At 65.4% G+C, this 22,140-nt stretch carries 24 protein-coding genes; 15 read left to right on the forward strand and 9 right to left on the reverse strand.

Features of this window, described 5'->3' with window-relative positions:
• Positions 1–4: 4 nt before the first annotated feature.
• Entirely contained in the window at positions 5–421 is a 417-nt protein-coding gene (locus D8676_RS05955; RefSeq protein ID WP_121579940.1) for an SET domain-containing protein-lysine N-methyltransferase, read from the forward strand.
• Between the two features lie 84 nt (positions 422–505).
• On the opposite strand, the gene D8676_RS05960 is transcribed toward D8676_RS05955, so the two are convergent.
• The 3 genes from D8676_RS05960 to D8676_RS05970 all read right to left on the reverse strand — a co-directional run bounded on the left by D8676_RS05960 (position 506) and on the right by D8676_RS05970 (position 2,931).
• Positions 506–808, reverse strand: coding sequence for a DUF982 domain-containing protein (locus D8676_RS05960; protein WP_121579941.1), 303 nt, complete (start codon positions 806–808; stop codon positions 506–508).
• A 153-nt stretch (positions 809–961) separates the two neighbouring features.
• The gene (locus tag D8676_RS05965; protein ID WP_121579942.1) at positions 962–1,975 is read right to left on the reverse strand and encodes a saccharopine dehydrogenase NADP-binding domain-containing protein; all 1,014 of its coding nucleotides are present in this window, start codon (positions 1,973–1,975) and stop codon (positions 962–964) included.
• Between the two features lie 50 nt (positions 1,976–2,025).
• Positions 2,026–2,931: a LysR substrate-binding domain-containing protein gene (locus D8676_RS05970; RefSeq protein WP_121579943.1), complete on the reverse strand. Its 906-nt coding sequence runs from the start codon at positions 2,929–2,931 to the stop codon at positions 2,026–2,028.
• 95 nt (positions 2,932–3,026) lie between these two features.
• Here D8676_RS05970 and D8676_RS05975 point away from each other — a divergent pair, with 95 nt between their 5' ends.
• From D8676_RS05975 to D8676_RS06015, 9 genes are all read left to right on the forward strand, one after another.
• On the forward strand, positions 3,027–3,263 hold the full coding sequence (locus D8676_RS05975; RefSeq protein WP_147448160.1) for a hypothetical protein: 237 nt from the start codon (positions 3,027–3,029) through the stop codon (positions 3,261–3,263).
• Between the two features lie 212 nt (positions 3,264–3,475).
• Positions 3,476–4,756, forward strand: coding sequence for a PotD/PotF family extracellular solute-binding protein (locus D8676_RS05980; RefSeq protein ID WP_121579945.1), 1,281 nt, complete (start codon positions 3,476–3,478; stop codon positions 4,754–4,756).
• 79 nt (positions 4,757–4,835) lie between these two features.
• Positions 4,836–5,714, forward strand: coding sequence for an ABC transporter permease (locus D8676_RS05985; protein WP_121579946.1), 879 nt, complete (start codon positions 4,836–4,838; stop codon positions 5,712–5,714).
• Between the two features lie 2 nt (positions 5,715–5,716).
• Positions 5,717–6,553, forward strand: a complete 837-nt coding sequence (locus D8676_RS05990; protein ID WP_121579947.1) for an ABC transporter permease — start codon at positions 5,717–5,719, stop codon at positions 6,551–6,553.
• A gap of 44 nt (positions 6,554–6,597) precedes the next feature.
• Complete coding sequence (locus tag D8676_RS05995; protein WP_121580433.1) at positions 6,598–7,731, forward strand: ABC transporter ATP-binding protein; 1,134 nt, start codon at positions 6,598–6,600, stop codon at positions 7,729–7,731.
• Between the two features lie 285 nt (positions 7,732–8,016).
• Positions 8,017–9,393: an amidase gene (locus tag D8676_RS06000; protein WP_121579948.1), complete on the forward strand. Its 1,377-nt coding sequence runs from the start codon at positions 8,017–8,019 to the stop codon at positions 9,391–9,393.
• An 82-nt stretch (positions 9,394–9,475) separates the two neighbouring features.
• Positions 9,476–10,450 carry an N-carbamoyl-D-amino-acid hydrolase gene (locus tag D8676_RS06005; protein WP_121579949.1) on the forward strand — a complete coding sequence of 325 codons (975 nt, stop codon included), beginning with the start codon at positions 9,476–9,478 and terminating at the stop codon, positions 10,448–10,450.
• Positions 10,451–10,475: 25 nt separating this feature from the next.
• Positions 10,476–11,933 (forward strand): dihydropyrimidinase, encoded by a 1,458-nt coding sequence (hydA, locus tag D8676_RS06010; protein WP_121579950.1) that lies wholly within the window; start codon positions 10,476–10,478, stop codon positions 11,931–11,933.
• Positions 11,934–11,995: 62 nt separating this feature from the next.
• The gene (locus D8676_RS06015) at positions 11,996–12,901 is read left to right on the forward strand and encodes an NAD(P)-dependent oxidoreductase (protein WP_121579951.1); all 906 of its coding nucleotides are present in this window, start codon (positions 11,996–11,998) and stop codon (positions 12,899–12,901) included.
• Positions 12,902–12,932: 31 nt separating this feature from the next.
• On the opposite strand, the gene D8676_RS06020 is transcribed toward D8676_RS06015, so the two are convergent.
• The 4 genes from D8676_RS06020 to D8676_RS06035 all read right to left on the reverse strand — a co-directional run bounded on the left by D8676_RS06020 (position 12,933) and on the right by D8676_RS06035 (position 16,316).
• The gene (locus tag D8676_RS06020; RefSeq protein ID WP_121579952.1) at positions 12,933–13,532 is read right to left on the reverse strand and encodes a 2'-5' RNA ligase family protein; all 600 of its coding nucleotides are present in this window, start codon (positions 13,530–13,532) and stop codon (positions 12,933–12,935) included.
• 95 nt (positions 13,533–13,627) lie between these two features.
• Positions 13,628–15,019, reverse strand: coding sequence for an MmgE/PrpD family protein (locus D8676_RS06025; protein WP_245426632.1), 1,392 nt, complete (start codon positions 15,017–15,019; stop codon positions 13,628–13,630).
• Between the two features lie 21 nt (positions 15,020–15,040).
• Positions 15,041–15,898 carry a MaoC family dehydratase N-terminal domain-containing protein gene (locus D8676_RS06030; protein ID WP_121579953.1) on the reverse strand — a complete coding sequence of 286 codons (858 nt, stop codon included), beginning with the start codon at positions 15,896–15,898 and terminating at the stop codon, positions 15,041–15,043.
• 4 nt (positions 15,899–15,902) lie between these two features.
• Positions 15,903–16,316: a DUF3830 family protein gene (locus D8676_RS06035; RefSeq protein WP_281034273.1), complete on the reverse strand. Its 414-nt coding sequence runs from the start codon at positions 16,314–16,316 to the stop codon at positions 15,903–15,905.
• Positions 16,317–16,530: 214 nt separating this feature from the next.
• On the opposite strand from D8676_RS06035, the gene D8676_RS06040 reads away from it, so the two are divergent.
• The 5 genes from D8676_RS06040 to D8676_RS06060 all read left to right on the forward strand — a co-directional run bounded on the left by D8676_RS06040 (position 16,531) and on the right by D8676_RS06060 (position 20,476).
• A complete protein-coding gene (locus tag D8676_RS06040) occupies positions 16,531–17,433 on the forward strand; it encodes a polysaccharide deacetylase (protein WP_121579955.1) in 903 nt (300 codons plus the stop codon).
• Between the two features lie 72 nt (positions 17,434–17,505).
• Positions 17,506–17,805 (forward strand): hypothetical protein, encoded by a 300-nt coding sequence (locus D8676_RS06045; RefSeq protein ID WP_121579956.1) that lies wholly within the window; start codon positions 17,506–17,508, stop codon positions 17,803–17,805.
• Between the two features lie 5 nt (positions 17,806–17,810).
• Entirely contained in the window at positions 17,811–18,782 is a 972-nt protein-coding gene (locus D8676_RS06050) for a GTP-binding protein (RefSeq protein WP_210210702.1), read from the forward strand.
• 9 nt (positions 18,783–18,791) lie between these two features.
• Complete coding sequence (locus D8676_RS06055) at positions 18,792–19,415, forward strand: isochorismatase family protein (protein ID WP_121579957.1); 624 nt, start codon at positions 18,792–18,794, stop codon at positions 19,413–19,415.
• A gap of 155 nt (positions 19,416–19,570) precedes the next feature.
• Complete coding sequence (locus D8676_RS06060; RefSeq protein ID WP_121580436.1) at positions 19,571–20,476, forward strand: S1C family serine protease; 906 nt, start codon at positions 19,571–19,573, stop codon at positions 20,474–20,476.
• 5 nt (positions 20,477–20,481) lie between these two features.
• Here D8676_RS06060 and D8676_RS06065 read toward each other — a convergent pair whose 3' ends face one another.
• Together D8676_RS06065 and D8676_RS06070 are read right to left on the reverse strand one after the other, a co-directional pair.
• Positions 20,482–21,300, reverse strand: a complete 819-nt coding sequence (locus D8676_RS06065; RefSeq protein WP_121579958.1) for an ABC transporter permease — start codon at positions 21,298–21,300, stop codon at positions 20,482–20,484.
• Entirely contained in the window at positions 21,300–22,130 is an 831-nt protein-coding gene (locus D8676_RS06070) for an ABC transporter permease (protein ID WP_121579959.1), read from the reverse strand. Before D8676_RS06070 ends, D8676_RS06065 begins: the two co-directional genes overlap by 1 nt.
• Between the last annotated feature and the right edge of the window lie 10 nt (positions 22,131–22,140).

The following is a 22,140-nucleotide window of genomic DNA, read 5'->3' on the forward strand; positions in this document are numbered from 1 at the left end:
AGCCATGCTTCTGGTGAGCACCTATGTGGCCGCCAGCGAGATCGAGGGAGTGGGCGTCTTCGCGGCGGCGCCGATCGGCAAGGGAGCGCCCATATGGCGGCTCAATCCGGATTTCGACCGGCTGATCCCGGCGGATGCCTATGATTCCATGCCTGAAACGATGAGGGAACTGCTCGACCGCTACGCCTATCCGAGCCCGGACAGTCCCGGTTTTCTGGTCTACGAGGTCGACAACGGGCGCTTCATGAACCACTCCGACACGCCGAACACCGATTTTTCGGAATATGGCGTCGGAACCGCAACGCGCGACATTGCGGCCGGCGAAGAGCTGACCTGCAATTATCACGAGTTCTACGAAGGGTGCGAGCTTGTACCTGGTACGGGGGGCGGGGCGGCGCAAGCGGCTGCCGCCGGCGAGTAAAGCCGCGCACTCCAGACCCTGACGAAGCCCTGCCGGGTCTGGTTCGACTTCACTGATCCTGGCAGTTGGCTGGATCGCGGCGTGTTAGCCTTGCAGGTGGCGTCTGCCGTCCGGATCGCCGGCGACGGCCGGCTTCAGATCGGTCTTCTTCAGGATGCCGGTGATGCGGGCGAAGCCGGACAGCGATTTCCTCGCTTCCTCGACCGTCAGGTAGCCGTCGCGGGCCGCGGTGCAGGCGTTGTAGGCAGCCTGATAGACCGGGCCGCGCCTGTCTGCCGGCCAGTGGCGCAGGAAAAGCAGCGCCTGCTCCAGATCCTCGATGTCATGGCCGGAAGGCTCGTCAGCCGACGACACGCATACCGGCGAAAAGAAAGGCATCTTGCGCATACATTCCTCCCGGAACCCCGCTTTAGGAGCTTAGCAGAAATAAACGCCGAAGCCGCAAAAATGTTCCGCTGGGGAACGCAGCCGGCGAGGAAATCGCCGGCTGCAATGAGGGGTTGCGGGCCGCTTCTGGACGGATGAGCCGGACGAAATCGCTCAGGTCGAGATCATCTTCTTCTCGATGCCGACGCCGGCAGCCATCGCCCGCTCGTATTCCAGCGGCACGGTCGCAGAATCCTGCAGCGCGATGCCGGTGGAATCGAAGATGGTGATCTCCTCGTCGGAAGTGCGGCCTTGCTTCCTGCCGGTGATCACCTCGCCGATCTCGCCGGCGACGTCGGCCTCGGTGATGACGCCTTCCGAAAGCGGCACGTTGATCTCGCCGTCGGTGCGGCACTGCCTGATATCGTCGACGAAGATGCGCGCGCCCTTGAGCAGCCTGCTCTCCAACTCCTGATCGCCCTTCTTGTCGGCGCCGACGGCGGCGATGTGGGTGCCGGGCGAAATCCAGTCGGCCATGACGATCGGTCCGCGCGCCGGGGTCAGCGTCACCACCACGTCGGCGCCGCGCACCGTCTGCTCGAGGTCGGTCGAGGGCTTGATCTCGAAGTGGTCGAACTTCGGCTGCATGTCCTTGACGAAATTGTCGAGCGTCTCCTTGCCACGGCTCCAGACGCGCACCTCAGACCATTTGAAGACCTCGTTGCAGGTCTGGATCGCGCCTTCGGCCATATGGCCGGCGCCGATGATGGCGAGCTTCTTGGAATCCTTGCGCGCCATCCATTTGGTCGACACGGCCGCAGCCGAGCCCGTGCGCATCACCGTGTGGTAGCTGCCGTCGACGATGGCGAGCGGGAAGCCGGTCTCGGGGTGGGTGTAGATCAGGATCGAGAAGACGGTCGGCAGGTTGTATTTCTCGCGATTCTGCTCGCGGATCGACACCCATTTGCAGGCCGCCGCATGCGGCTCCTCGATATAGGAGGGCATGGCTTCCCATTCGCCGGGGAAGCGGTCGAGCACGATGTGGCCCTTCGGGTCCATGTAGAAGCGGCCCTCGCCATGCATGCGATAGGCCTGTTCGACGCAGTCATTGTATTCGTGCGGCTTCAGGAGGCCGATCATCTCGTTGCGGCCGAGGATCAGCGTCTTGCGGTTTGCCCAGTTTTCCATGTCGATGGTTCCCCTTTTTGGATTGGAATGGTGGGTGGGTGAGCTCGAAATCACGGCGCCAGGTAGGCGGCGCTGACCCTCTGGCTGGCTTCGATGAAGCGGCGCTTGGCCATGTTGATGCTGGTGCGGCGCCAGGCGAGGTGCGTCTCGATCTGCAGCGGCGGGTCGGTGACGATGGGCCTTGGCGCGATCGCGTTCTCGCCGCAATAGCGGGGCATGGCGGTGAAGAGCGTGATGCCGACGCCGGCGGTGACGAGGCCGAGCAGGCCGGTGAGGCTCGACGCCTCCTGGCCGACATTCATCACATAGCCATGGCTCTGGAACAGCGCGACGACGATGCGCCGGAAGGTCGGCCACTCGGCGTTGGTGCCGATGACGAGCTTCTCCTTGGCAAGGTCCTCGATGGTCAGATGCGGCTTGGCGGTGAGCGGATGGCGCGGCGGGAGCAGCGCCCACAGCTTGTGGCGGGCGACGAGGCGGGATTCGATCTCGGAACTCTGGAAGGGGCCGTCGATCAGGCCGAGATCGATCTCGTCCTGCAGGATCTTGTCGCGCTGCACCGGCGACGTCATGTACTCCAGTTCGAGGCGGACGTCGGGATTCGACTGGCGGAACTCGCGGGTGATGTCGGGCATCAGCGCGTGGCCGGTGATGGTGGTGTAGCCGACGCGCAGGATCGCCTTGGTGCCGGAAGCGAGGAGGCGGGTGGTGTTTTCGGCGATCTCGATGCGGTCGAGGATCTCCTGCGCCTCCTCAAGGAGATAGCGCCCGGACTCCGTCAGCCGCACCTTCCTCGTGGTGCGCTCCAGGAGCTTGACGCCGAGCCGGTCTTCGAGCTCGAGCACGATGCGGCTGACGGCCGGCTGCGCCATGGCCAGACGTTCGGCGGCGCGGTGGAAGTTGAGTTCCTCGGCAACGGCGATAAAGGTGGCGAGATGCTTGAGATCGTATCGCATTCGATGTCCGCCTGCAGATTGATAACTATTTCATTTCAATCTATGCGAAATAATTATTTCACAATAAAAGCTTCGCTGTCTACGACTTATATAAATTGAAAAAAGCGTCCGTCAGTGACGTTGGGGTGAACAGATTAATGGGTGATCCAGCGTTGGATATACGCGCCTTCAGCGCCCTTGTGTCGGCAGCAGACGAAGGTTTTGCAATCTCCTGCAACCGCTTTCCCATCCTTGCCGGCGGCCATCCGCGCGATGGCTTCTGCCGCGGCGGGGGATGGATGCTCGACATGGATGAAACGAATGCGCCGGACGCCGGGATGGCGCGCGGCTAGGACGGATTGAAATGCCGCGGCAAGGCGCCGTGGAATTTCATTGCCGGCACTGTTCCGCCGGAGGATAGTGACGGAGCGACGAAGGGAGACTGCATCACTTTACCAACAGCCGGCCTACCGACTTCAAGAAGACCGTGGCAAACTCGGCATGCGAAGGGCAAGGCGGCGTCGTCGACGCAGCGTGAAAACGCAAACGCAATGGGAGAACTGACATGAAGAAGACACTTCTGAACAAGACGGTTTCGCGGCGCGCGGTCCTCAAGGGCGGCGCAGCGGTCGCCGGCGTGACGGCTGTCACCGGCTTCCCGATGGTCTGGGCGCAGAACCTCAAGGACATCACCCTCAACCACACCGGCATGTCCTATTCGACGCTGCCGGACATCGCCAGGCAGGCAAGCCAGGATCTCGGCTTCAAGGTCGAGATGTCGGTGGTCGACCATCCGGGACTGCTCAACCGTCTGGTGCAGGACCCGTCCTCGCTCGATATCGCCGACCTCGAGGTCTGGCAGAGCAAGGTGGCCGTCCCGCAGGGCGCGCTGCAGGGCGTCGAGATCGCCAAGATCAAGAACTGGGGCGACCTGACCCCGCTCTACACGGAAGGCACGTTCGCGGGCAAGGAAGTCTCGCGCCAGGGCGATGCGCCGATCGAGTTCATCTATCGCGAAGGCAAGGACAGCAACGGTTTCGCCAGTGGCAAGACCGATTGGGCGAACTTCTGCCCCGGCGTCTTCAATGCCGACACGCTGGGCATCCGTCCCGACCTGGTCGGACGCGAGGTCAACAGCTGGGCCGACCTCTTCTCGCCCGACTTCAAGGGCAAGACGGCGATCCAGAACATCCCGACCAACGGCATCATGGACGCCATGATGGCCTGCGAGGCCGCCGGTCTGCTGACCTATGGCGACAAGGGCAACCCGACCCAGGAAGAACTGACCGCCACCATCGCCAAGCTGATCGAGCTGAAGAAGGGCGGCCATTTCCGCGCGCTCTGGAACACGTTCGACGAGAGCGTGAACCTGATGGCGTCGGGCGAGGTCGTCATCCAGTCGATGTGGTCGCCGGCCGTCACCGCCGTGCAGACGCAGGGCGTGAAGTGCACCTACCAGCCGCTCAAGGAAGGCTATCGCGGCTGGGGCAACGGCCTCGGGCTGCTCGCCCACCTCGAGGGCCTGAAGCTCGACGCGGCCTATGAGTACCTCAACTGGTACAATTCCGGCTGGGTCGGCGGCTTCATCGCCAAGCAGGGCTACTACAGCTCCAACCCGAAGACGGCGATGGCCAACCTCTCGGAGAACGAGCGCGGCTTCTTCTACGAGGGCAAGGCGGCGACTGCCGACATCACCAGCCCGACCGGCGAGAAGACGAACTCGGCGGGCGACGTGCGCGACGGCGGCTCCTTCGAGGAGCGCTTCGCCCAGGTCGCGGTCTGGAACAACCTGATGGACGAGGCTGAATTCCTCTACTCCAAGTGGAACGAATTCAACGCTGCCTAAATCGGGAACTCGGGGCGGCGCGATGCCGCCGCCCCGAAACTGCCCCTCGGGGCGAGATTGATTTCATCCGGGATAGACGATGACATCTGCGCCGACTGCAAAACGCTCCATGTTGCCGACCTATCTGCAGGTCGCGCCGCTGACGATCGTGCTTGCGCTGTTCTTCATCGTGCCCGTCGCGCTGGTCGTGGTGGTGAGCTTCTTCCGCTACCAGATGCTAGTCGGCATCGTGCCCGACTTCACGCTGAAGAACTACATCGACCTGCTCAGCAATCCGACGACCTGGACGCTCTACCGGTCGACGCTGAAATTCACGCTGATCGTGCTCGCCATCACCTTCGTGCTGGGTTTCTGGATCGCCTATTTCCTGGTCTTCCACGTGCGCAGCCTGCTGATCGCGATCGGGCTCTTCCTGGTCTGCACGGTGCCGTTCTGGACGTCCAACATCATCCGCATGATCTCCTGGCGCCCAGTGCTTGGCACCGAGGGTCTGATCAACAGCGCGCTTTTGAAGATGGGCGTCATCGACCAGCCGCTGCAATGGCTGCTCTATTCCGACTTCTCGGTGGTGGTCGCCTATGTGCACCTGTTCACGCTGTTCATGATCGTGCCGATCTTCAACTCGATGGCGCGCATCGACAAGTCGCTGCTGGAAGCCGCGGTCGACGCCGGCGCCACCCGCTGGGGCGTCATCTGGAACGTGGTGCTGCCGCTGTCCAAGACCGGCATCGCGCTCGGCGCGCTGTTCGTGGTCACGCTGGTGATGGGCGACTTCTTCGTCGTCACCGTGATGAGCGGCGGCCTGTCCGGCTCCGCGACCTCCGGCATCTTCAACGACCTGCAGTTCCTGAACTATCCGCGCGCCGCGGCTAGTGCGGTGATCCTGCTGATCGTCGTGCTCCTGATTGCCGCCTCGATCTTCCGCCTGGTCGACGTGCGCAAGGAACTGGTGAGATAGGCATGGCTGCTTCTTCCCCCTCCTACGGACCGCGCCCCTGGACGTTCTACGTGCTGGCGGCGCTGTTCGCGCTGTTCGTCATCTTCCTGTACGGGCCGATGATCGCGGTGCTGATCCTCTCCTTCCAGGGTCCGTCCGCCTCGCTCGTCTTCCCGCTGCGCGACCCGTCGCTGATGTGGTTCGACGAACTGTTCAACCCGCGCCGGACCGGCGACGTGGTCGGCGCCTTCAACCGCTCGCTGCCGCTGGCGGTCGGGGTGATGCTGCTCACCGTGCTGATCTCGGTGACGGCCGGCTTTGCCTTCCGCCGCCGCTTCAAGGGCGCGACCGCGATCTTCTATACGGCGATCGCCAGCCTGATCGTGCCCGGCCTGGTGCTGTCGATCGGCATCCTCGTCACGTTCCGCTATCTCGGCTGGCCGGCGAGCTGGTACACGTCGGCGCTGGGCGCACACCTGTCCTGGGCGCTGCCCTTCGGCCTGCTCATCATGTTCGCGATCCTCGGCCGGCTGAGCCCCTCCTACGAGGAGGCGGCCTACGACCTCGGCGCCAGCAAGTGGCAGACGGTCAAGGAAGTCGTCGTTCCGATCGTGTTCCCGGGCATGATCGCGGTGGCGCTATTCGGCTTCACGCTGTCCTATGACGAGTTCCCGAGAAGCTGGCTCACCGTCGGCTCGAAGAACACGCTGCCGCTGGAGATCTGGACGATGACGACCAACGTCACCTCTCCGGCGCTCTATGCACTGGGCACCGTCACCACCATCGTCTCGTTCCTCGTCATCGCGCTTGCGCTGTCGTCGATTATCCTCATCCAACGCAAACGGTCCCGCGGGAAATGAACAGCATGACAACAACCGCAGCCCACGTTTCGAACGCCCGTCCGCTGCAGGAAAGCGGCGAGATCCGCCTGGTCGACGTCGCCAAGCAGTTCGGCAACACCTACGCCGTCCAGAACATCAATCTGACGATCCCGCACGGCTCCTATTGCTGCCTGCTCGGGCCGTCCGGTTGCGGCAAGACGACGATCCTCAGGATGATCGCCGGCCACGAGACGCCGAGTTCGGGCGAGATCTACATCGGCAAGGACATGGTGGTGGGCAAGGCGCCGGTCGAGCGCGGCACCGCTATGATGTTCCAGAGCTATGCGCTGTTTCCGCATCTCTCCATCCTCGACAACGTCGCCTTCTACCTGAAGATGCGCAATGTCGGGAAGGAAGAGCGCCGGCAGAAAGCGCTGGAGATGCTGCAGCGTGTGCAGCTCGACCACCTGAAGGACCGAATGCCGGCGCAGCTTTCGGGCGGCCAGCAGCAGCGCGTCGCGCTGGCGCGCTCACTGATCACCAACCCGAAGGTGCTGCTGCTTGACGAGCCGCTGTCGGCTCTCGACGAGTTCCTGAGGCTGCGCATGCGCGGCGAGCTTAAGAGCCTGCAGGACGAGCTCGGCATCACCTTCGTGCACGTCACCCACACGCAGCCGGAGGCGATCGCGCTGGCCGACATGGTGGTGGTGATGGACACCGGCCGCATCGACCAGGCAGACACGGCGAACGTCATCTTCAACAAGCCGAAGACGCCATACGTGGCGCGCTTCATGGGCGGCCAGAACGTGCTGACCGGCACTGTGGAGAGCAATTCCGGCGGCGTGTTCAAGCTGAAGTCCGCGGACGGATCGACGTTCGAGGCGAAAGCCGGAGACGAGACGGCCTCCGCCGGCTCGAAACTGTCGGTGTCGGTGCGGCGCGACCATGTCGCGCTGCGGCGCGGCGACGGCACGACCGAAGTCAACTCGATCGCCGGCGTCGTCGACGCCACCGAGTACCAGGGCAGCTACGTCAAGGTCACGATCAACACTGCGGGCGGCGTCTTCGTCGCCAACGTGTCGGACCGCGCCTATTTCGCCGAACCGGTCGACACAGGCGACAAGGTCGTCGCGAGTTGGAGCACCGAGGACGTCCACATCCTCTCCAAGGCCGATACCGGCGTGGCCGGCGATCCCTATCTGGATGGAGGCCATTAGCCGAGGCGGCAAGCACGAGATGATCGCCGGCCGCCGTGAAGAGCCGGAGCGGCAGGCGTGCGATCGAGGCAGAAACGGAACGTTGGACGCGCACGGCCATGCGGCAGGGCGTGGAGGAGAGCTGTTTTTTGAAGGGAGCCCGCCGGGCGGAAGCGCTCAGGTCGGCAGCAAGGGAGATGTAGCCCGGGTTCGGCGGCAGCGCAATGGCGGTCGCAGCAAGGCGGGCATGACGGCGGCGCCAAACGGGGCAGCGCGGCCGCTGCAGGCGAGGAGCAGGAGCGAAGCGTGAGCAGTATCGAAGACATCGCCGACCGGACAGCGGCGGGCATCGCGCTTGCCTACCGTTCCGGCGAGGCGAGCCCCGTCGAACTGACCGAATGCGTGCTGGAGCGGATCGCCAGGGCCAAGGGCGACAACATCTTCATCACCGTCGGCGCGGCCCGCGCCCGCGCCGAGGCGAAGAAGGCGCAGGGCCGCTACGAAGTCGGCGCGCCATTGTCGCCGCTCGACGGCGTGCCTATCGCCTGGAAGGATCTCTTCGACGTCGCAGGCACGCCGACAACCGCGGCCTCCAAGCTGTTCAGCGGCAAACCGGCCAAGACTGCGGACCACGCCTGCGTCGCCAATGCGGCGGCCGCCGGCATGGTGTCCGTCGGCAAGGTCAATCTCAGTGAACTCGCCTATTCGGGCCTCGGCCTCAACCCGCATTTCGGCACGCCGGTGAATCCCAACGACCGCAAGACGCGGCGCTCGCCGGGCGGCTCGTCCTCGGGCAGCGCCGCCGCGGTCGCCGGCCGGCTGGCACCATGCGCAGTCGGCACCGATACGGGCGGGTCGGTGCGCATCCCGGCGGCGTTCAACGGCATCGTGGGCTTCAAGACTAGCACCGGCCGCATCGACACCACCGGCCTCATCCCGTTGGCGCGCAGCTACGACACGATCGGACCGCTGGCGCGTTCCGTCGAAGACTGCATCCTGCTCGACATGGCGCTGCGCGGCGCGGTGACCACGCCGGTGCGCCGCCGCGAACTTTCGACGCTGACCGTGCTCGCGCCGCAGAACGTGGTGTTCGACGATGCTGACGAGGCCGTGGTGGAGAATTTCCAGCGCTCGTTGGAGGCGTTGGCGCGAGCCGGCGTGTCGGTGCGGCACGAGCATGTCGATACGCTCGACGAGATCCTCGAGATGAACGCCAGATACGGCACGCTGACGGCGGCGGAGGCTTACAACGAGTACCGCGACCTCATCGACAGCGACAAGGTCGAGGTGATCGACCGCCGCGTGGTGAAGCGCATCCTGGACGGCAAGCGGATGTCGGCCGACGACCTGCTGTCGATCCAGCGGGGGCGCAACAGGCTGATCCCGAAATTCCACGCACAGCTCGGCGGCGCGCTTCTCGTCATGCCGACGACGCCGATCACCGCGCCGGAAGTGGCGCCGCTCGAGGCCGACGACGACCTCTTCCACAAGGTCAATCTCAGGGCGCTACGCAACACCATGCTCGGTAACGTCCTGGACCTTTGCGGCGTGGCCCTGCCGAACGGACGCGACGCGAACAACCTGCCGACGAGTTTCCTCGTCCAGGCCGGCCACGGCGAGGACGAGCGGCTGCTCGGCCACGCGCTGGAGATCGAACGCATCCTTTTGGACGCGACAAGCTGAAGCCAGAGGCGCCGAGGGGCGCGGTTGGAAAGATTCAAGCGCGGACAGGAGGTCCGCGGCGAAGCAGAAAGAGGAGGAAACGATGGCACGCATCGTCAACGCAGCCGCAGCCCAGATGGGGCCGATCGCCAAATCCGAGACCCGCAAGGACACGGTGAGGCGCCTGATCGAGATGATGCGCGAGGCCAAGGCCCGCGGTTCCGATCTCGTCGTCTTCACCGAACTGGCGCTCACCACCTTCTTCCCACGCTGGCTGATCGAGGACGAGGCGGAGCTCGACAGCTATTACGAGAAGGAGATGCCGGGACCGGAGACGCAGCCGCTGTTCGACGAGGCCAAGAAGCTCGGCATCGGCTTCTATCTCGGCTATGCCGAGCTTGCGCATGAGGACGGCCGCAAGCGGCGCTTCAACACCTCGATCCTGGTCGACCGCTCGGGCAACATCGTCGGCAAATACCGCAAGGTGCACCTGCCGGGGCACTCCGAGCCGCAGCCCGGCCGCACGCACCAGCACCTGGAGAAGCGCTATTTCGAGCCGGGCAACTACGGCTTCAAGGTGTGGCGCGCCTTCGACGGCGTCATGGGCATGTGCATCTGCAACGACCGCCGCTGGCCCGAAACTTATCGCGTCATGGGCCTTCAGGGCGTCGAGATGGTCATGCTTGGCTACAACACGCCGCACGACCACACCGGCCACAGGGACATCGACAGCCTGACCCATTTCCACAACCATCTTTCGATGCAGGCCGGCGCCTACCAGAATTCGACGTGGGTCATCGGCACCGCCAAATGCGGCGTCGAGGAAGGCTCGAGCATGGGCGGGCAAAGCGCGATCATCGCGCCGTCGGGCGAGATCGTCGCACAGGCGGTGTCGCTGGAGGACGAGGTGATCACGGCGCGCTGCGACCTCGACCTCGGCCAGCGCTACCGGCAGACGATCTTCAACTTCGCCAAGCACCGCGAGCCGGAGGCCTACAGGCTGATCGTGGAGCGGAAGGGCGCCGAACCGCCGCCCGAAGCTGACTTTTCGGTCGGGGCGGGGCACAATGGTTTTTGACACGGAACACGGGAGAGAGACGATCATGTCGACAGTCATCAAGGGCGGCACCATAGTCGCTGCGGACAGGACCTACGAAGCCGACCTGCTGATCGAGGGCGAGAAGATCGCCGCGATCGGCCCGAACCTCAAGGGCGACACGGTGATCGACGCCGGCGGCGCCTACATCATGCCCGGCGGCATCGATCCGCACACCCATCTCGAAATGCCCTTCATGGGCACCACCGCGGCCGAAACCTGGGAAAGCGGCACCTTCGCCGCCGTCTCCGGCGGCACCACGCTGGTGGTCGACTTCGTCATCCCCGGGCCGGACGGCATGATCGCCGCGCTCGACGAATGGGAGGCGAAAGCCAAGCGCCAGGCCTCGACCGACTACTCGCTGCACATGTGCGTCAACGGCTGGTCGAAGAAGCATTTCGAAGAGATGGAGAAGGTGGTCGGCCGCGGCGTCAACACCTTCAAGCACTTCATGGCCTATAAGGGCGCGCTGATGGTGAACGACGACGAGATGTTCGCCTCGTTCCAGCGCTGCGCCGCACTCGGCGCGCTGCCGCTGGTGCACGCGGAGAACGGCGACATTGTCGCGGCGCTGCAGGAAAAGTTCATGAAGGAAGGCATCTCCGGCCCGGAGGCGCACGCCTATTCGCGTCCGCCCGAGGTCGAGGGCGAGGCGACCAACCGCGCCATCATGATCGCCGACGCGGCGGGCGTGCCGGTCTATATCGTGCACACCTCCAGCGAGCAGGCGCATGAGGCGATCCGCCGTGCCCGCCAGAAGGGCATGCGCGTCTACGGCGAGCCGCTCATCCAGCACCTGACGCTCGACGAGACCGAATACCAGAACAAGGAATGGGACTATGCGGCGCGGCGCGTGATGAGCCCGCCCTTCCGCGACAAGAGCCACCAGGATTCGCTGTGGGCCGGTCTCGCCGCCGGCTCGCTGCAGGTGGTGGCGACCGACCACTGCGCCTTCACCACCGAGCAGAAGCGCACCGGCATCGGCAACTTCACCAAGATCCCGAACGGCACGGGCGGCCTCGAGGACCGGCTCTCGGTGCTGTGGACCAAGGGCGTCGAGACCGGCCGCATCACGCCCAACGAGTTCGTCGCGGTGACCTCGACCAATATCGCGCAGATCCTCAACATCTATCCGCAGAAGGGCGCGATCCTGCCCGGTTCCGACGCCGACATCGTGGTGTGGGATCCAAAACTGTCGAAGACGATCTCGGCCGCCAACCAGAAGTCGATCATCGACTACAACGTGTTCGAAGGCTTCAAGGTCAACGGCCAGGCGCGCTACACGCTGTCGCGCGGCGAGGTCGTCTGGCATCACGGCCAGAACTCGCAGCCGAAGCCCGGCCGCGGCAAGCTGGTGAAGCGGAACGCCTTCCCGGCGGTGAACAAGGCGCTGTCGACCTGGAAGGAACTGACCGCGCCGCGCGCCGTGACGCGCTCGGCCGAGCACATGCCGATCGGCGTGTAATTTTCAAACGGCGGCCGGAGTTGCATCCGGCCGCCGGCTCCCCACCGATTGGAGGCGAGGGAATGGCGGAGACCATTCTGCTGACCGGAGCGGCCGGACTGATCGGCCGCGCCCTGCACAGGCGGTTGCTGGATCGCGGCGACACCGTGATCGCCATCGACAGGATCGGAGGCGACGACATCCTCGCCTGCGACCTGACCGAAGTGCACAGGCTGCACGAACTCGGCGCCGACGCCACCGCGGTGCTGCATTGCGGCGCCATCTCCGGCCCGATGGTGGCGCGGGACAATCCGCACCTGATCGTCCAGTCGAACATCGTCGGCACCGCGAACATACTGGAGCTTGCCCGTGTCCGGGGCATGCGGCGCGTCGTGTTCCTGTCCTCCGTCAGCGCCTACGGCAACACGCCTGCCGGCGTCGACCCGGTGCCGGAGAATGTGGTGCTTTCGCCGTCCAGCGTCTACGGCGCGAGCAAGGTGGCCGGCGAGGCGCTGGTCAACGCGTATCATCTCCAGCACGGGCTGGATGCGGTCAGCCTGCGCCCCGCATGGGTCTACGGTCCGGGCCGCACAACGGCCTGCGCCATCCGCGACATGATCGAGGACGCGCAGGCGGGACGGCCGACGCATTTTCCCTTCGGCCGCGACTTCTTCCGCCAGTATGTGCATGTCGACGACGTCGCCGACGCCATCCTGCTCGCGCTGGATGCCGAGAATTTCCGGCAGCGCGCTTATACCGTCACCGGCGGCAGCTATCTGACGCTCGGGCAGGTGGCCGACACCGTGCGCACTGTGCTGCCCTCCGCCGAGATCAGGATGGAGCCAGGCCGCGATCCGATCGACGATCTGCAGGCGCGCTTCGACATCTCAGCCGCGGCGAACGACCTCGGCTACCGGCCGCGGATCGCGCTGGAAGACGGCATCCGCAGTTACGCCGAATGGTTGGCAGCGCAGCGGCAGACTCACTGAGCCGGGCTTAATCTGCCTGATGCTCCCGGCGTCAATGCAGGGGCCATCGGCGCAGGATCCTGTACTCCTTCAGCCATAGCATGCTGTGCACGAGCACGAATTCCGTGACCAAGAAAGTGATCGGTTGGATTGCCCGCGCCGGCACGAACTGCAGGTTGTAGGAAAGGGTCAGGTGGGGCCGGAAGCTTTCCGGCACGCGGAAACGGAATTTCCTGAGTTCGGCGGCGAGCGCCGCGTGAAGCTCCGCGACCGGTCCGTAATCGGCAAGCAGGACGAGCGGGTGTTCGAGCGGACGGTCCCTTTTCGGCGCGCCAGGAAAACTGCCCATGCGGCTGTAGGTGATTTCGAAGGGCGGTATCTTCACGGTCCTGGCGGCAAGCTCTGCGGCGTATTCGTCGCCGCTGCGCACGCGCTTGCGATCGCTGAGATGGATGAGGGAGGTATGATAGCGCTCGGCACGCAGCGGGTTGCCGACGAGACCCAGTTCGCCGGAAACCAGCCGACTCCAATGGTTCGCCTTTTCCCTGGCGTGCTGGTTCGGAAAGAGGCCGATGAACACCCGCTCCGGCATTTTGGGCCGTCGCGGCTGTACCGGGATGAAATCGAACGTATTCTGGTCGGGAACGGGCATGGGCAAGACGCGCCCTCGGTTCACTACATACAACAGTGAACAAAGCATGAACATTTGGGAAAGTCAACACCGCCAACCGCCGAACGAGGGCTTGCCTAAATCAGCCGCCCCACCTCGTTGCGCTCGGCGATCGACCAGAGGCGCGGCATGAGGCGGTCGATGCCTGGGGCGTCCAGGCTTTTTCCATAGGACGCGAGCCGCCGCGTCTTGGCGTCGATCTCCTCGCGCGACAGCGTGTTGCCGGGGTCGCCCTTCGGCTCGTCAACACGGCCGTCGAACGTCTTGCCCGACGTCGTCGTCACCGAGACCTTGCCGATCCAGCGGTTGGGATAGGCGGCGTCGACTTCCGGATCGAGCTTCATCTCGACGCGGCTGAGGAAGGCGCGCGCCGCGTCGTCGGCGAGATAGGCGTCGAATTCCGCCATGCCGGCGCGGCGGTGCGCCGCGACCAGGCCGAGGGTGGCGGGCATGGAGAACTTCGCCTGATGCACGGTGACCGGATCGACCACCGGTCCGAGCACGTCGATCGCCCCCTGGTGCACATGGGCGACGATGCCGGCGATGTCCGCCGCCGCCAGGTCGTGCGCCTCGATCACCTGGAGAAGCGCATCCGCCGCGGGATGGGTATGGCGGCAGGAGGCGTGGTACTTGAAGGAGGTCTCGAGCACCGTCCAGCGGGAGCCGAGGCGGTCGACGAGCTTGGCCGGGTCAGCGTCGGAAGACATGCCGGCCGCCATGCCCTGCTTGCCCTCCAGGATGCGCTTCGCGCCGGTAAAGCCGTCTTTGGCGAGGAAGGCGGCGGTCAGCCCGTCGGCTGCCGCCTTGGCGGTGTGGAGCTGCTTGGAATCGGCGGCGTCGCGCAGGAACTCCCAGAGACCCGCGGCCTGGGTGCCGGCCGAGCCGATCGCATGCAGCATCGTGGCGCCGTCGAGACCGAGCAGCCGGCCGACAGCAACCGCTGCGGCGATGGTGCCGGCGGTGCCGGTCGTATGGAAGACGCGGTAATGCGAACGCCCCAGGAACTCGCCGACGCGGATGCCCACTTCGTAGCCGGCGACCGACGCCGCGATGAAGTCGCGACCCGAGGCGCCGGCATGCTGTGCAGTCGCCAGCGCCGCCGGAAAGACCACGGCCGCCGGGTGGAATACCGAGCCGTTGTGGACGTCGTCCTGCTCGGAGATGTGCGAGGCGGCAGCGTTGACCAGCGCGGCGAAGAGCGGCGAGGTCATCTTGCGCGAGACGAGGATTTCGGATCGTCCGTCCGTCGGCCCCATCGTTTCGGCGAATTTCTGCAACGCGACGATGGCGCGCTGGCCGGCGCCCGACAGCGTCGAGCCCGCCCAGTCGACGAAGAAGTCCACCGTACGATCGATCACCGGCTGCGGGATGTCCTCATAGCGCAGGGCGGAAGCGAAGGCGGCGAGCGCAGCGCTTTCCTCACCGGTAGCGCCGGCCATTGCGGGATTCTTCAGCGCTTCAGCAGCCATTTTTGCCTCAGAAGGAAGGGCTCATGCCAGCTTCGCCTGCGCCGTCATGGCGAGGTCGCCATCCGCATTCGCCGCCCAGAGCTTTACCACGCCGTCGGCGTCGGGCGGCGTGGCGTTGACGCTCATCCTGTTGCCGTCGAAGAGGGGCGAGACGGCACGGAAGGAGAATTCCGCGATCCGCGCGGCCGACGCATTGCGGCGCACGAGATCGACGAGTAGCGTCGCCGTCAGCGGCCCGTGCACGATCAGGCCCGGATAGCCCTCTTCGCGGGTGACGTAGTCGCGATCGTAGTGGATGCGGTGGCCGTTGAAGGTCAGCGCCGAATAACGGAAGAGCTGCACCGCATCGGGCACGAGTTCGCGCCGCCATTGGCCAGGCTCCGCCTTCTTCGGCGAGGCCTTCACCGCCGGTGCTTCCAGCCCGCGATAGACGATATCGTGCTCGTCGACGATTGCCGCCGCTTCGCCCTCGCGGCCGAGCTCATGGCGCACTGTGACGAAGACGAGCGGGCCGCTGGCGCCGTCCTTGCGCTGCACCGACTGGATGGTCGAGCGCCGCACGATGCTGTCGCCGACGCGGATCTCGCCCGGAAAGGCTATGCGGCTGCCCGCCCACATGCGGCGCGGCAACTCGTGCACCGGCGGCAGGAAGCCGCCGCGCTTCGGGTGGCCGTCCGGCCCGATCTCCGACTGCCTGATGTCGGGGAGGAAAAAGAGCCAGTGGGCGAGAGGCGGCATCGCATCGCCGTCCCCGGCGCGGGGATCGTCGCGGTCGAGCGTGGCGGCCAGCCGGTCGAGCGGACCGGCCGTCACGGTGTCGCGGTTTTCCTCGGAGCGACCGACCCAGGCGGAATAATCGTCGGACTGAGCTTCGGCCATGGGGTCAGGCGGCCTCGAAGCGGATGTCCTGCGCGCCCTGCCAGAGTGTGCGCCGGCCGATCTCGGGCAGGAGATCGAGGTTCGACGTCAGCGTGATGAAGTGATTGCCGGCGAGCTGGCCCATCTTGCTGGCGAACTGCACGCCGCCATAGGCGAGCAGGATCTCGGTCTCCGATATGCCGCCCGGATAGAGCAGGATCTGGCCCGGAGCGGGATGGCTGGTGTGGTTCTCGTAGCCGACGCCGAAGTCGAGGTCGCCGAGCGGAATCCAGACGCCCTCGCCACTCCAGCGCACATGCACGACCTTGCTCTCGTAGGGAAGGCGGGCGGCGAAGACAGCGCTGGTCTGCGGCGCCTTCTCGCTTTCCAGTCGCGCGTCGAAAACCATGTCGGCGATGGTGATTTTCAGTTTTGTCACATTTTCCTCCAGGATTGCTTTTTCCATTCGGCTTCTCAGCAATCCAGAATCCAACATCAATTGATGCTCAATTCAGATTAATGTGGAAGCACAATGGCTTAAGTCGTTCTGCACGATAAAGAAAATTCTGGATTTTTCAATGAGGTCATGTTCCTATCAGTGAGATTGGACCAATCCAACACGCCGCGTCGACGGCCAGAATGGGAGAAGGAAAATGGCAAAAGAAATTATCTGCGCGTTCGGCACCGACATCGATTCCGTTGCCGGCTGGATCGGCTCCTATGGCGGCGGCGACTCGCCGTCCGACATCCAGCGCGGCATCTTCGCTTCGGAAGTCGGCGTGCCGCGCCTGCTGCGCCTGTTCAAGAAATACGGCATCAAGACCAGCTTCTTCGCCCCTGGCCACTCGATCGAGACCTTCCCGAAGGAGATCGAGATGATCGTCAAGGACGGCCACGAGCTCGGCGCGCATGGCTATCTGCACGAGAATCCGATCGCGATGACGCCGACCCAGGAAGAGGCGGTGCTCGTCAAGTCGATCGAGCTGATCGAGAAGCATTCCGGCAGGAAGCCGCGCGGCTACGTTGCGCCGTGGTGGGAGATGTCGAACTCGACCGCCGCTCTCCTGCAGAAATACGGCTTCGAATACGATCACAGCCAGGGCTATCGCGACTTCCAGCCCTTCTACGCCCGCGTCGGCGACAGCTGGAACGTCATCGACTACACCAAGAAGGCGGAAGACTGGATGCATCCGCTGAAGCACGGCAAGGAGATCGACCTCGTCGAGATCGGCGCCAACTGGTATGTCGACGACCTGCCGCCGATGATGTTCATGAAAAAGGCGCCCAACAGCCACGGCTTCGTCAATCCGCGCGACATCGAGGACCTGTGGCGCGACGCTTTCGACTGGGTCTATCGCGAGATGGATTACGGCGTCTTCGCCTTCACCATCCATCCCGACGTCGCCGGCCGCCCGCAGGTCCTGCTGATGCTCGAGCGCCTGATCGAGCACATCAACAGCAAGAGCGGCACCAAGTGGATGACCTTCGAGGAGATCGCCGGGGACTTCCGCAAGCGCTATCCCTTCGCCGGCAAGGCCCGTCCGGAAGTCATCTGACGGCGGCGGCATTCGACACGGCGCGCCGGCGGCGTTAGAATCGCGGCCGGCGCTCAACGGAGCAGATCAGCCATGTGCTCAAGCTGCGGATTCCCTGCAGCGCCCGGCCACTGGACCGAGGCGGGGGCGGCAACGCCGCACGACCGCCTGCGCGCCCGGTTCCGCCGCGCGCAGGTGCTGCAATCGGTGCTGCCGGCCTACGGGCTGACGGCGCATGACGGCGCCCAGGTGCCGGGCATCCAGCTCGGCACGCTGTCGGGCAGCCAGACCATCGTGCGCGACCTCGAAGAGGTCTGGGCCGAGGCCGAGCGGCTGTCCGGCAAGGCGATCGACCCGCTCGATCCGCGCTTCATCGGCGAGGAGACGCCCTGAGCAAGATGGCCGGCATGGTCGAGACGAGCGACGCGGCTGAAGGCCGGATGCGGCTCACCGTGCTCGGCGGTTTCCTCGGTTCCGGCAAGACGACCTGGCTGCGCCACCAGCTCCATCACGGCCTGCTCGCCGATGCCTTCGTCGTCGTCAACGAGGCGGCGGAGACGCCGGTCGACGACGCATTGCTCAGCCAGTCGGCGGAGCTCGCGGTCGTGGCGGGCGGCTGCGCCTGCTGCGAGGCGCGGGACGAGTTGGTCGCGCTCTTGCGCGACATTTGCGACAGGCGGGTCAGCGCGGAAGGGCGGCGGCCCGACCGCATCGTCATCGAAACCAGCGGCCTTGCCGATCCCGGCCCGATCGTCTCGGCGATACGTTCCGATCCGATGCTCGCCTACCACATCGTCATCTCCGAGATCGTGGTGGCGGTCGACGCCGTCTACGGGCTCGAGCAGTTGCGGCAGGAGCCGCTCAGCCGCCGGCAGATGGAACTCGCCGACCGCCTCGTCGTCACCAAGATCGACGAGGCTGACGAAGCGGCGCTGGCGCGGTTGCTGGCGACGCTGAAAGCGATCAATCCTGGCGCGGCGATCTCGGGTGCGGTCAAGGGAAGCGACGCCGCGCTCCCCGACTCCGGCAGCGCCGAGCCTGAGGTGCTGGGCGAGGTGGGCGATGGCGGTGCGCCGATCCGCGCGCTGAAGCTCGAGATCGGCGAGGACATCGACTGGACGGCCTTCAGCGTATGGCTGAGCGCGCTGATCCATGCGCGCGGCGACGACATCCTGCGGGTCAAGGGCGTGGTGCGCACGCCGGCCGGCCGCCTGCTGCTGCAGAGCGTGCGCAAGATCGTGCAATCGCCGGAAATCCTGCCCGACGACAGGCCGCTCGGCGACGACAACGGGCTGGTATTCATCGGCCGCGGCTTCGGCACCGACCAGCTTGCCAGATCGCTGCGCCATTTCGCGGGACTGCGGGAATAGGGGGAGAGCATGGCCGACGACGTCTACGCCAAGCAACAGTTCGGCCAGAAGATCGGCTTCGGCAGGCTGCCGGCGCTGCTGGTCGTCGATTTCGTCAACGGCTTCACCGACCCGGACATCCTCGGCGGCGGCAACATCCTCGATGCGGTCGAGGCGACGAAGCCGTTGCTCGCCTTCTTCCGCGCGGCGAAGCTGCCCGTCGTCTTCACCCGCATCGTCTATGCCGACGACGGGGCGGACGCCGGCGTCTGGTGCCAGAAGGTGCCGCGGCTGCGCGACCTCACCGAAAAGGCGCATGCCAGCCAGGTCGTCGACACCCTCGCGCCCGTGGAGGGCGAGCTGGTGATCCGCAAGACGCAGGCGTCGGCCTTCTTCGGCACGCATCTCGCCGCGCATTTCGTCGGCAAGGGCGTCGACACGGTCGTGCTCGCCGGCTGCACCACGTCGGGCTGCATCCGCGCCAGCGCCATCGACGCGATGAGCATGAACTACCGCGTCACCGTGGCGAAGGATTGCGTCGGCGACCGCGCACTCGGCCCGCACGAGGCGAACCTCTTCGACATGGGCCAGAAATACGCCGACCTCTTGACCGGCGGTGAGGTGGTGGCGGCGCTGAAAGCCAGGGCCGCCTGACCGGACGGTCGCAGCAGGCCGCCCATCGCGCCCGCCAACCTTGTACGCTCCGCCCCGATCCCTAGTTATGTGGTGAACGGCACGACAGCCTTGGGCTTCCCGGTGGGCTGTATCGGGGCTGGAAATCGGGCCGATACGGCGTCAGGATGAAAAGCATGAAAATCGAACCTGTCTTGCGGTCAGTCGTGGCCATTCGCTCTTCGATCCCGGAGGACGCGTTCACGGCGGGCACGCTCGGCAACCTCAGGGAAGGCAGCGGCGTCGTCATCCGGGAAAACGGACTGGTGCTGACCATCGGCTACCTGATCACCGAGGCCGAGGAAGTCTGGCTGACGCGCCATGACGGGCGCGTGGTTCCCGGCCATGCGCTCGCCTACGACCAGGAAACCGGCTTCGGCCTGGTGCAGGCGCTGGGTCCGCTCGACTTGCCGGCGCTGGAACTCGGCGATGCGGCGGCGGCCAAGGTCGGCGACGACGTCGTGCTCGCCGACGGGACCGGCAGTTATATCGAGGCAGACATCGTCGCCAGGCAGGAATTCGCCGGCTACTGGGAATATCTGCTCGACGACGCGATCTTCACCGCACCGGCCCATCCTTCGTGGGGCGGCGCAGCCCTGGTCGGCTCTGATGGCAAGCTCATCGGCATCGGCTCGCTGCGCCTGCAGATGAGCCGGGGCAGCGAGGTCGCCGACATCAACATGGTGGTGCCAATCGACCTGCTGCCGCCGATCCTCGACGACCTGGTCAAACGCGGCCGGGTCGACAAGCCGCCGCGCCCCTGGCTCGGTGCCTTCTCCGCCGAAAGCAATGGCGAGGTGATCGTCATGAGCGTGTCGGAGGGCGGTCCGGCGGCGCAGGCGGGGCTGCAGCAGGGCGACATCATCTCGGATGTACGCGATACGGAGGTCGAGGGCCTCGGCGACTTCTACCGCAAGCTCTGGGCGAGCGGGCCGGCGGGTGCGGAGGTGCCGATGCGCATCGTGCGCGACGGCCGCGAGACATGGCTGCGCGTGAAGACCGCAGACCGCAGCTCGTTCCTCAGGAAGCCGCAGCTCCAGTAACGCAGTCAGCCGTTGCCGGATTCGGCCCTGGATCCCGGCCAACGAAGGCGGCGGAGCACCAGCACCGTCGCGGTGACCAGGATAAGGATGACGGAGATCGCGGCGATTGCCGGGTCGATGTTGTCCCTGAGACCCATCCACATCAGCCGCGGCAGGGTGATGGCGTCGACGCTGGTGATGAACAGCGTCACGCCGATTTCTTCCCAGGACAGGACGAAGGAGAGCAGCGCCGCCGTCATGATCCCGAACTTGATGTTGGGGATGATGATCTGGGTCGCGCGCTCCCACGTGCTGGCGCCGAGGCCGCGCGCCGCGAGGTCGATGCGCCGGTCGACCTGGGAGAGCGCCACCAGGATGAGGACGGTGGCGAAGGGCACGGTCATGACCGAATGCGCCATGGCGACGCCGAGCCAGGTATCGTAGCCGAGCCAGGGGATGACGTTCGAGAGCGAGGTGAGCAGGAAATAGAGCGTGATCGCCGACACGACCGGCGGCACCACCATGGGCAGCAGCACGAAACCGACGAGAAGCGCGGTGAAGCGCGGCTGGAACATCCATACGCCCAGGCTGAAGCAGAGCGCCAGCACCGTCGAGAATACGCTCGAGACGATGCCGATGCGGATCGAAAGCAGGATGCCGCCGATCCACTTCGGATCTTCGATCAGCGCGCGGTAGTGCCTGAGCGATAGCTCGCCCGACGGCATCGCCAGCATGCGCGACGGCGTGAAGGACACCGGCACTACGGCGAGCAGGGGCATCAGCAGGAAGAGCGCCACCAGCGTGGCGGCGATCAGCGAGACGGGGCCGGGGCGATAGGTCGGCATCAGATCAGCTGCCTTGGCCTGACATAGCGGAAGAGCACCGCCATCAGCGCGCCGACGAAGAGTACGAGCACGACGCTGATCGCCGCGCCCAGCCCCCAGTCGGGGCTCTGGAAGATGCGCAGCCAGACCAGTTCAGCCACCATCACGCTGCGGCCGCCGCCGAGGATGGCGGGGGTGACGAAGAAGCCCAGCGCGAAGACGAAGACGATCGCCGCGGCGCCGATAATGCCCGACGCCGTCATCGGCACGAAGATCGTCCAGAAGGTCCGTGTGCGGCTGGAACCCAGGCCGCGCGCGGCGAGAAGCACGCGGTCATCGAGGTTGCGCATGGCCGACGCCAGCGGGAAGACGGCGAACGGGACGAGGAAATGCGTCATGCCGACGATGACGCCGAATTCATTGCGCACCAGCGCCAGCGGCTCCGAGATGAAGCCGATTCCCTGCAGCCAGGTGTTGATCAGGCCGCGGTTGGACAGCAGCGCCACCCAGCCGAAGGCGCGTGTCAGCACCGATATCCAGAACGGGATGAGGATGCAGAACTCGGCGGCCATGCGCTGGGCAGGGGTCCCCCGGACCCACACGACGGTGATGGCATAGGCGGCGATTACCGAGGCTATGGTGACGACAATGCAGATGCGCAGCGTGCGGATGAACACCGATTGCACGAGCGGATCGGTGATCAGCGCGCCATACTGCCCGAGCCCCGGCTCGGGCAGGGTGAAGCTCCATTTCACGACACCGAGGAACGGCCACAGATAGGTGACGGCCAGAAAGAGGAGCAGCGGCGCCATCGTCAGCGCCGCGCCTCGTCCGTTCGAAAGGTGTCGCATCTCGGCCCGG

Source organism: Mesorhizobium sp. YM1C-6-2 (assembly GCF_003666685.1).
Taxonomy (GTDB): domain Bacteria; phylum Pseudomonadota; class Alphaproteobacteria; order Rhizobiales; family Rhizobiaceae; genus Mesorhizobium_K.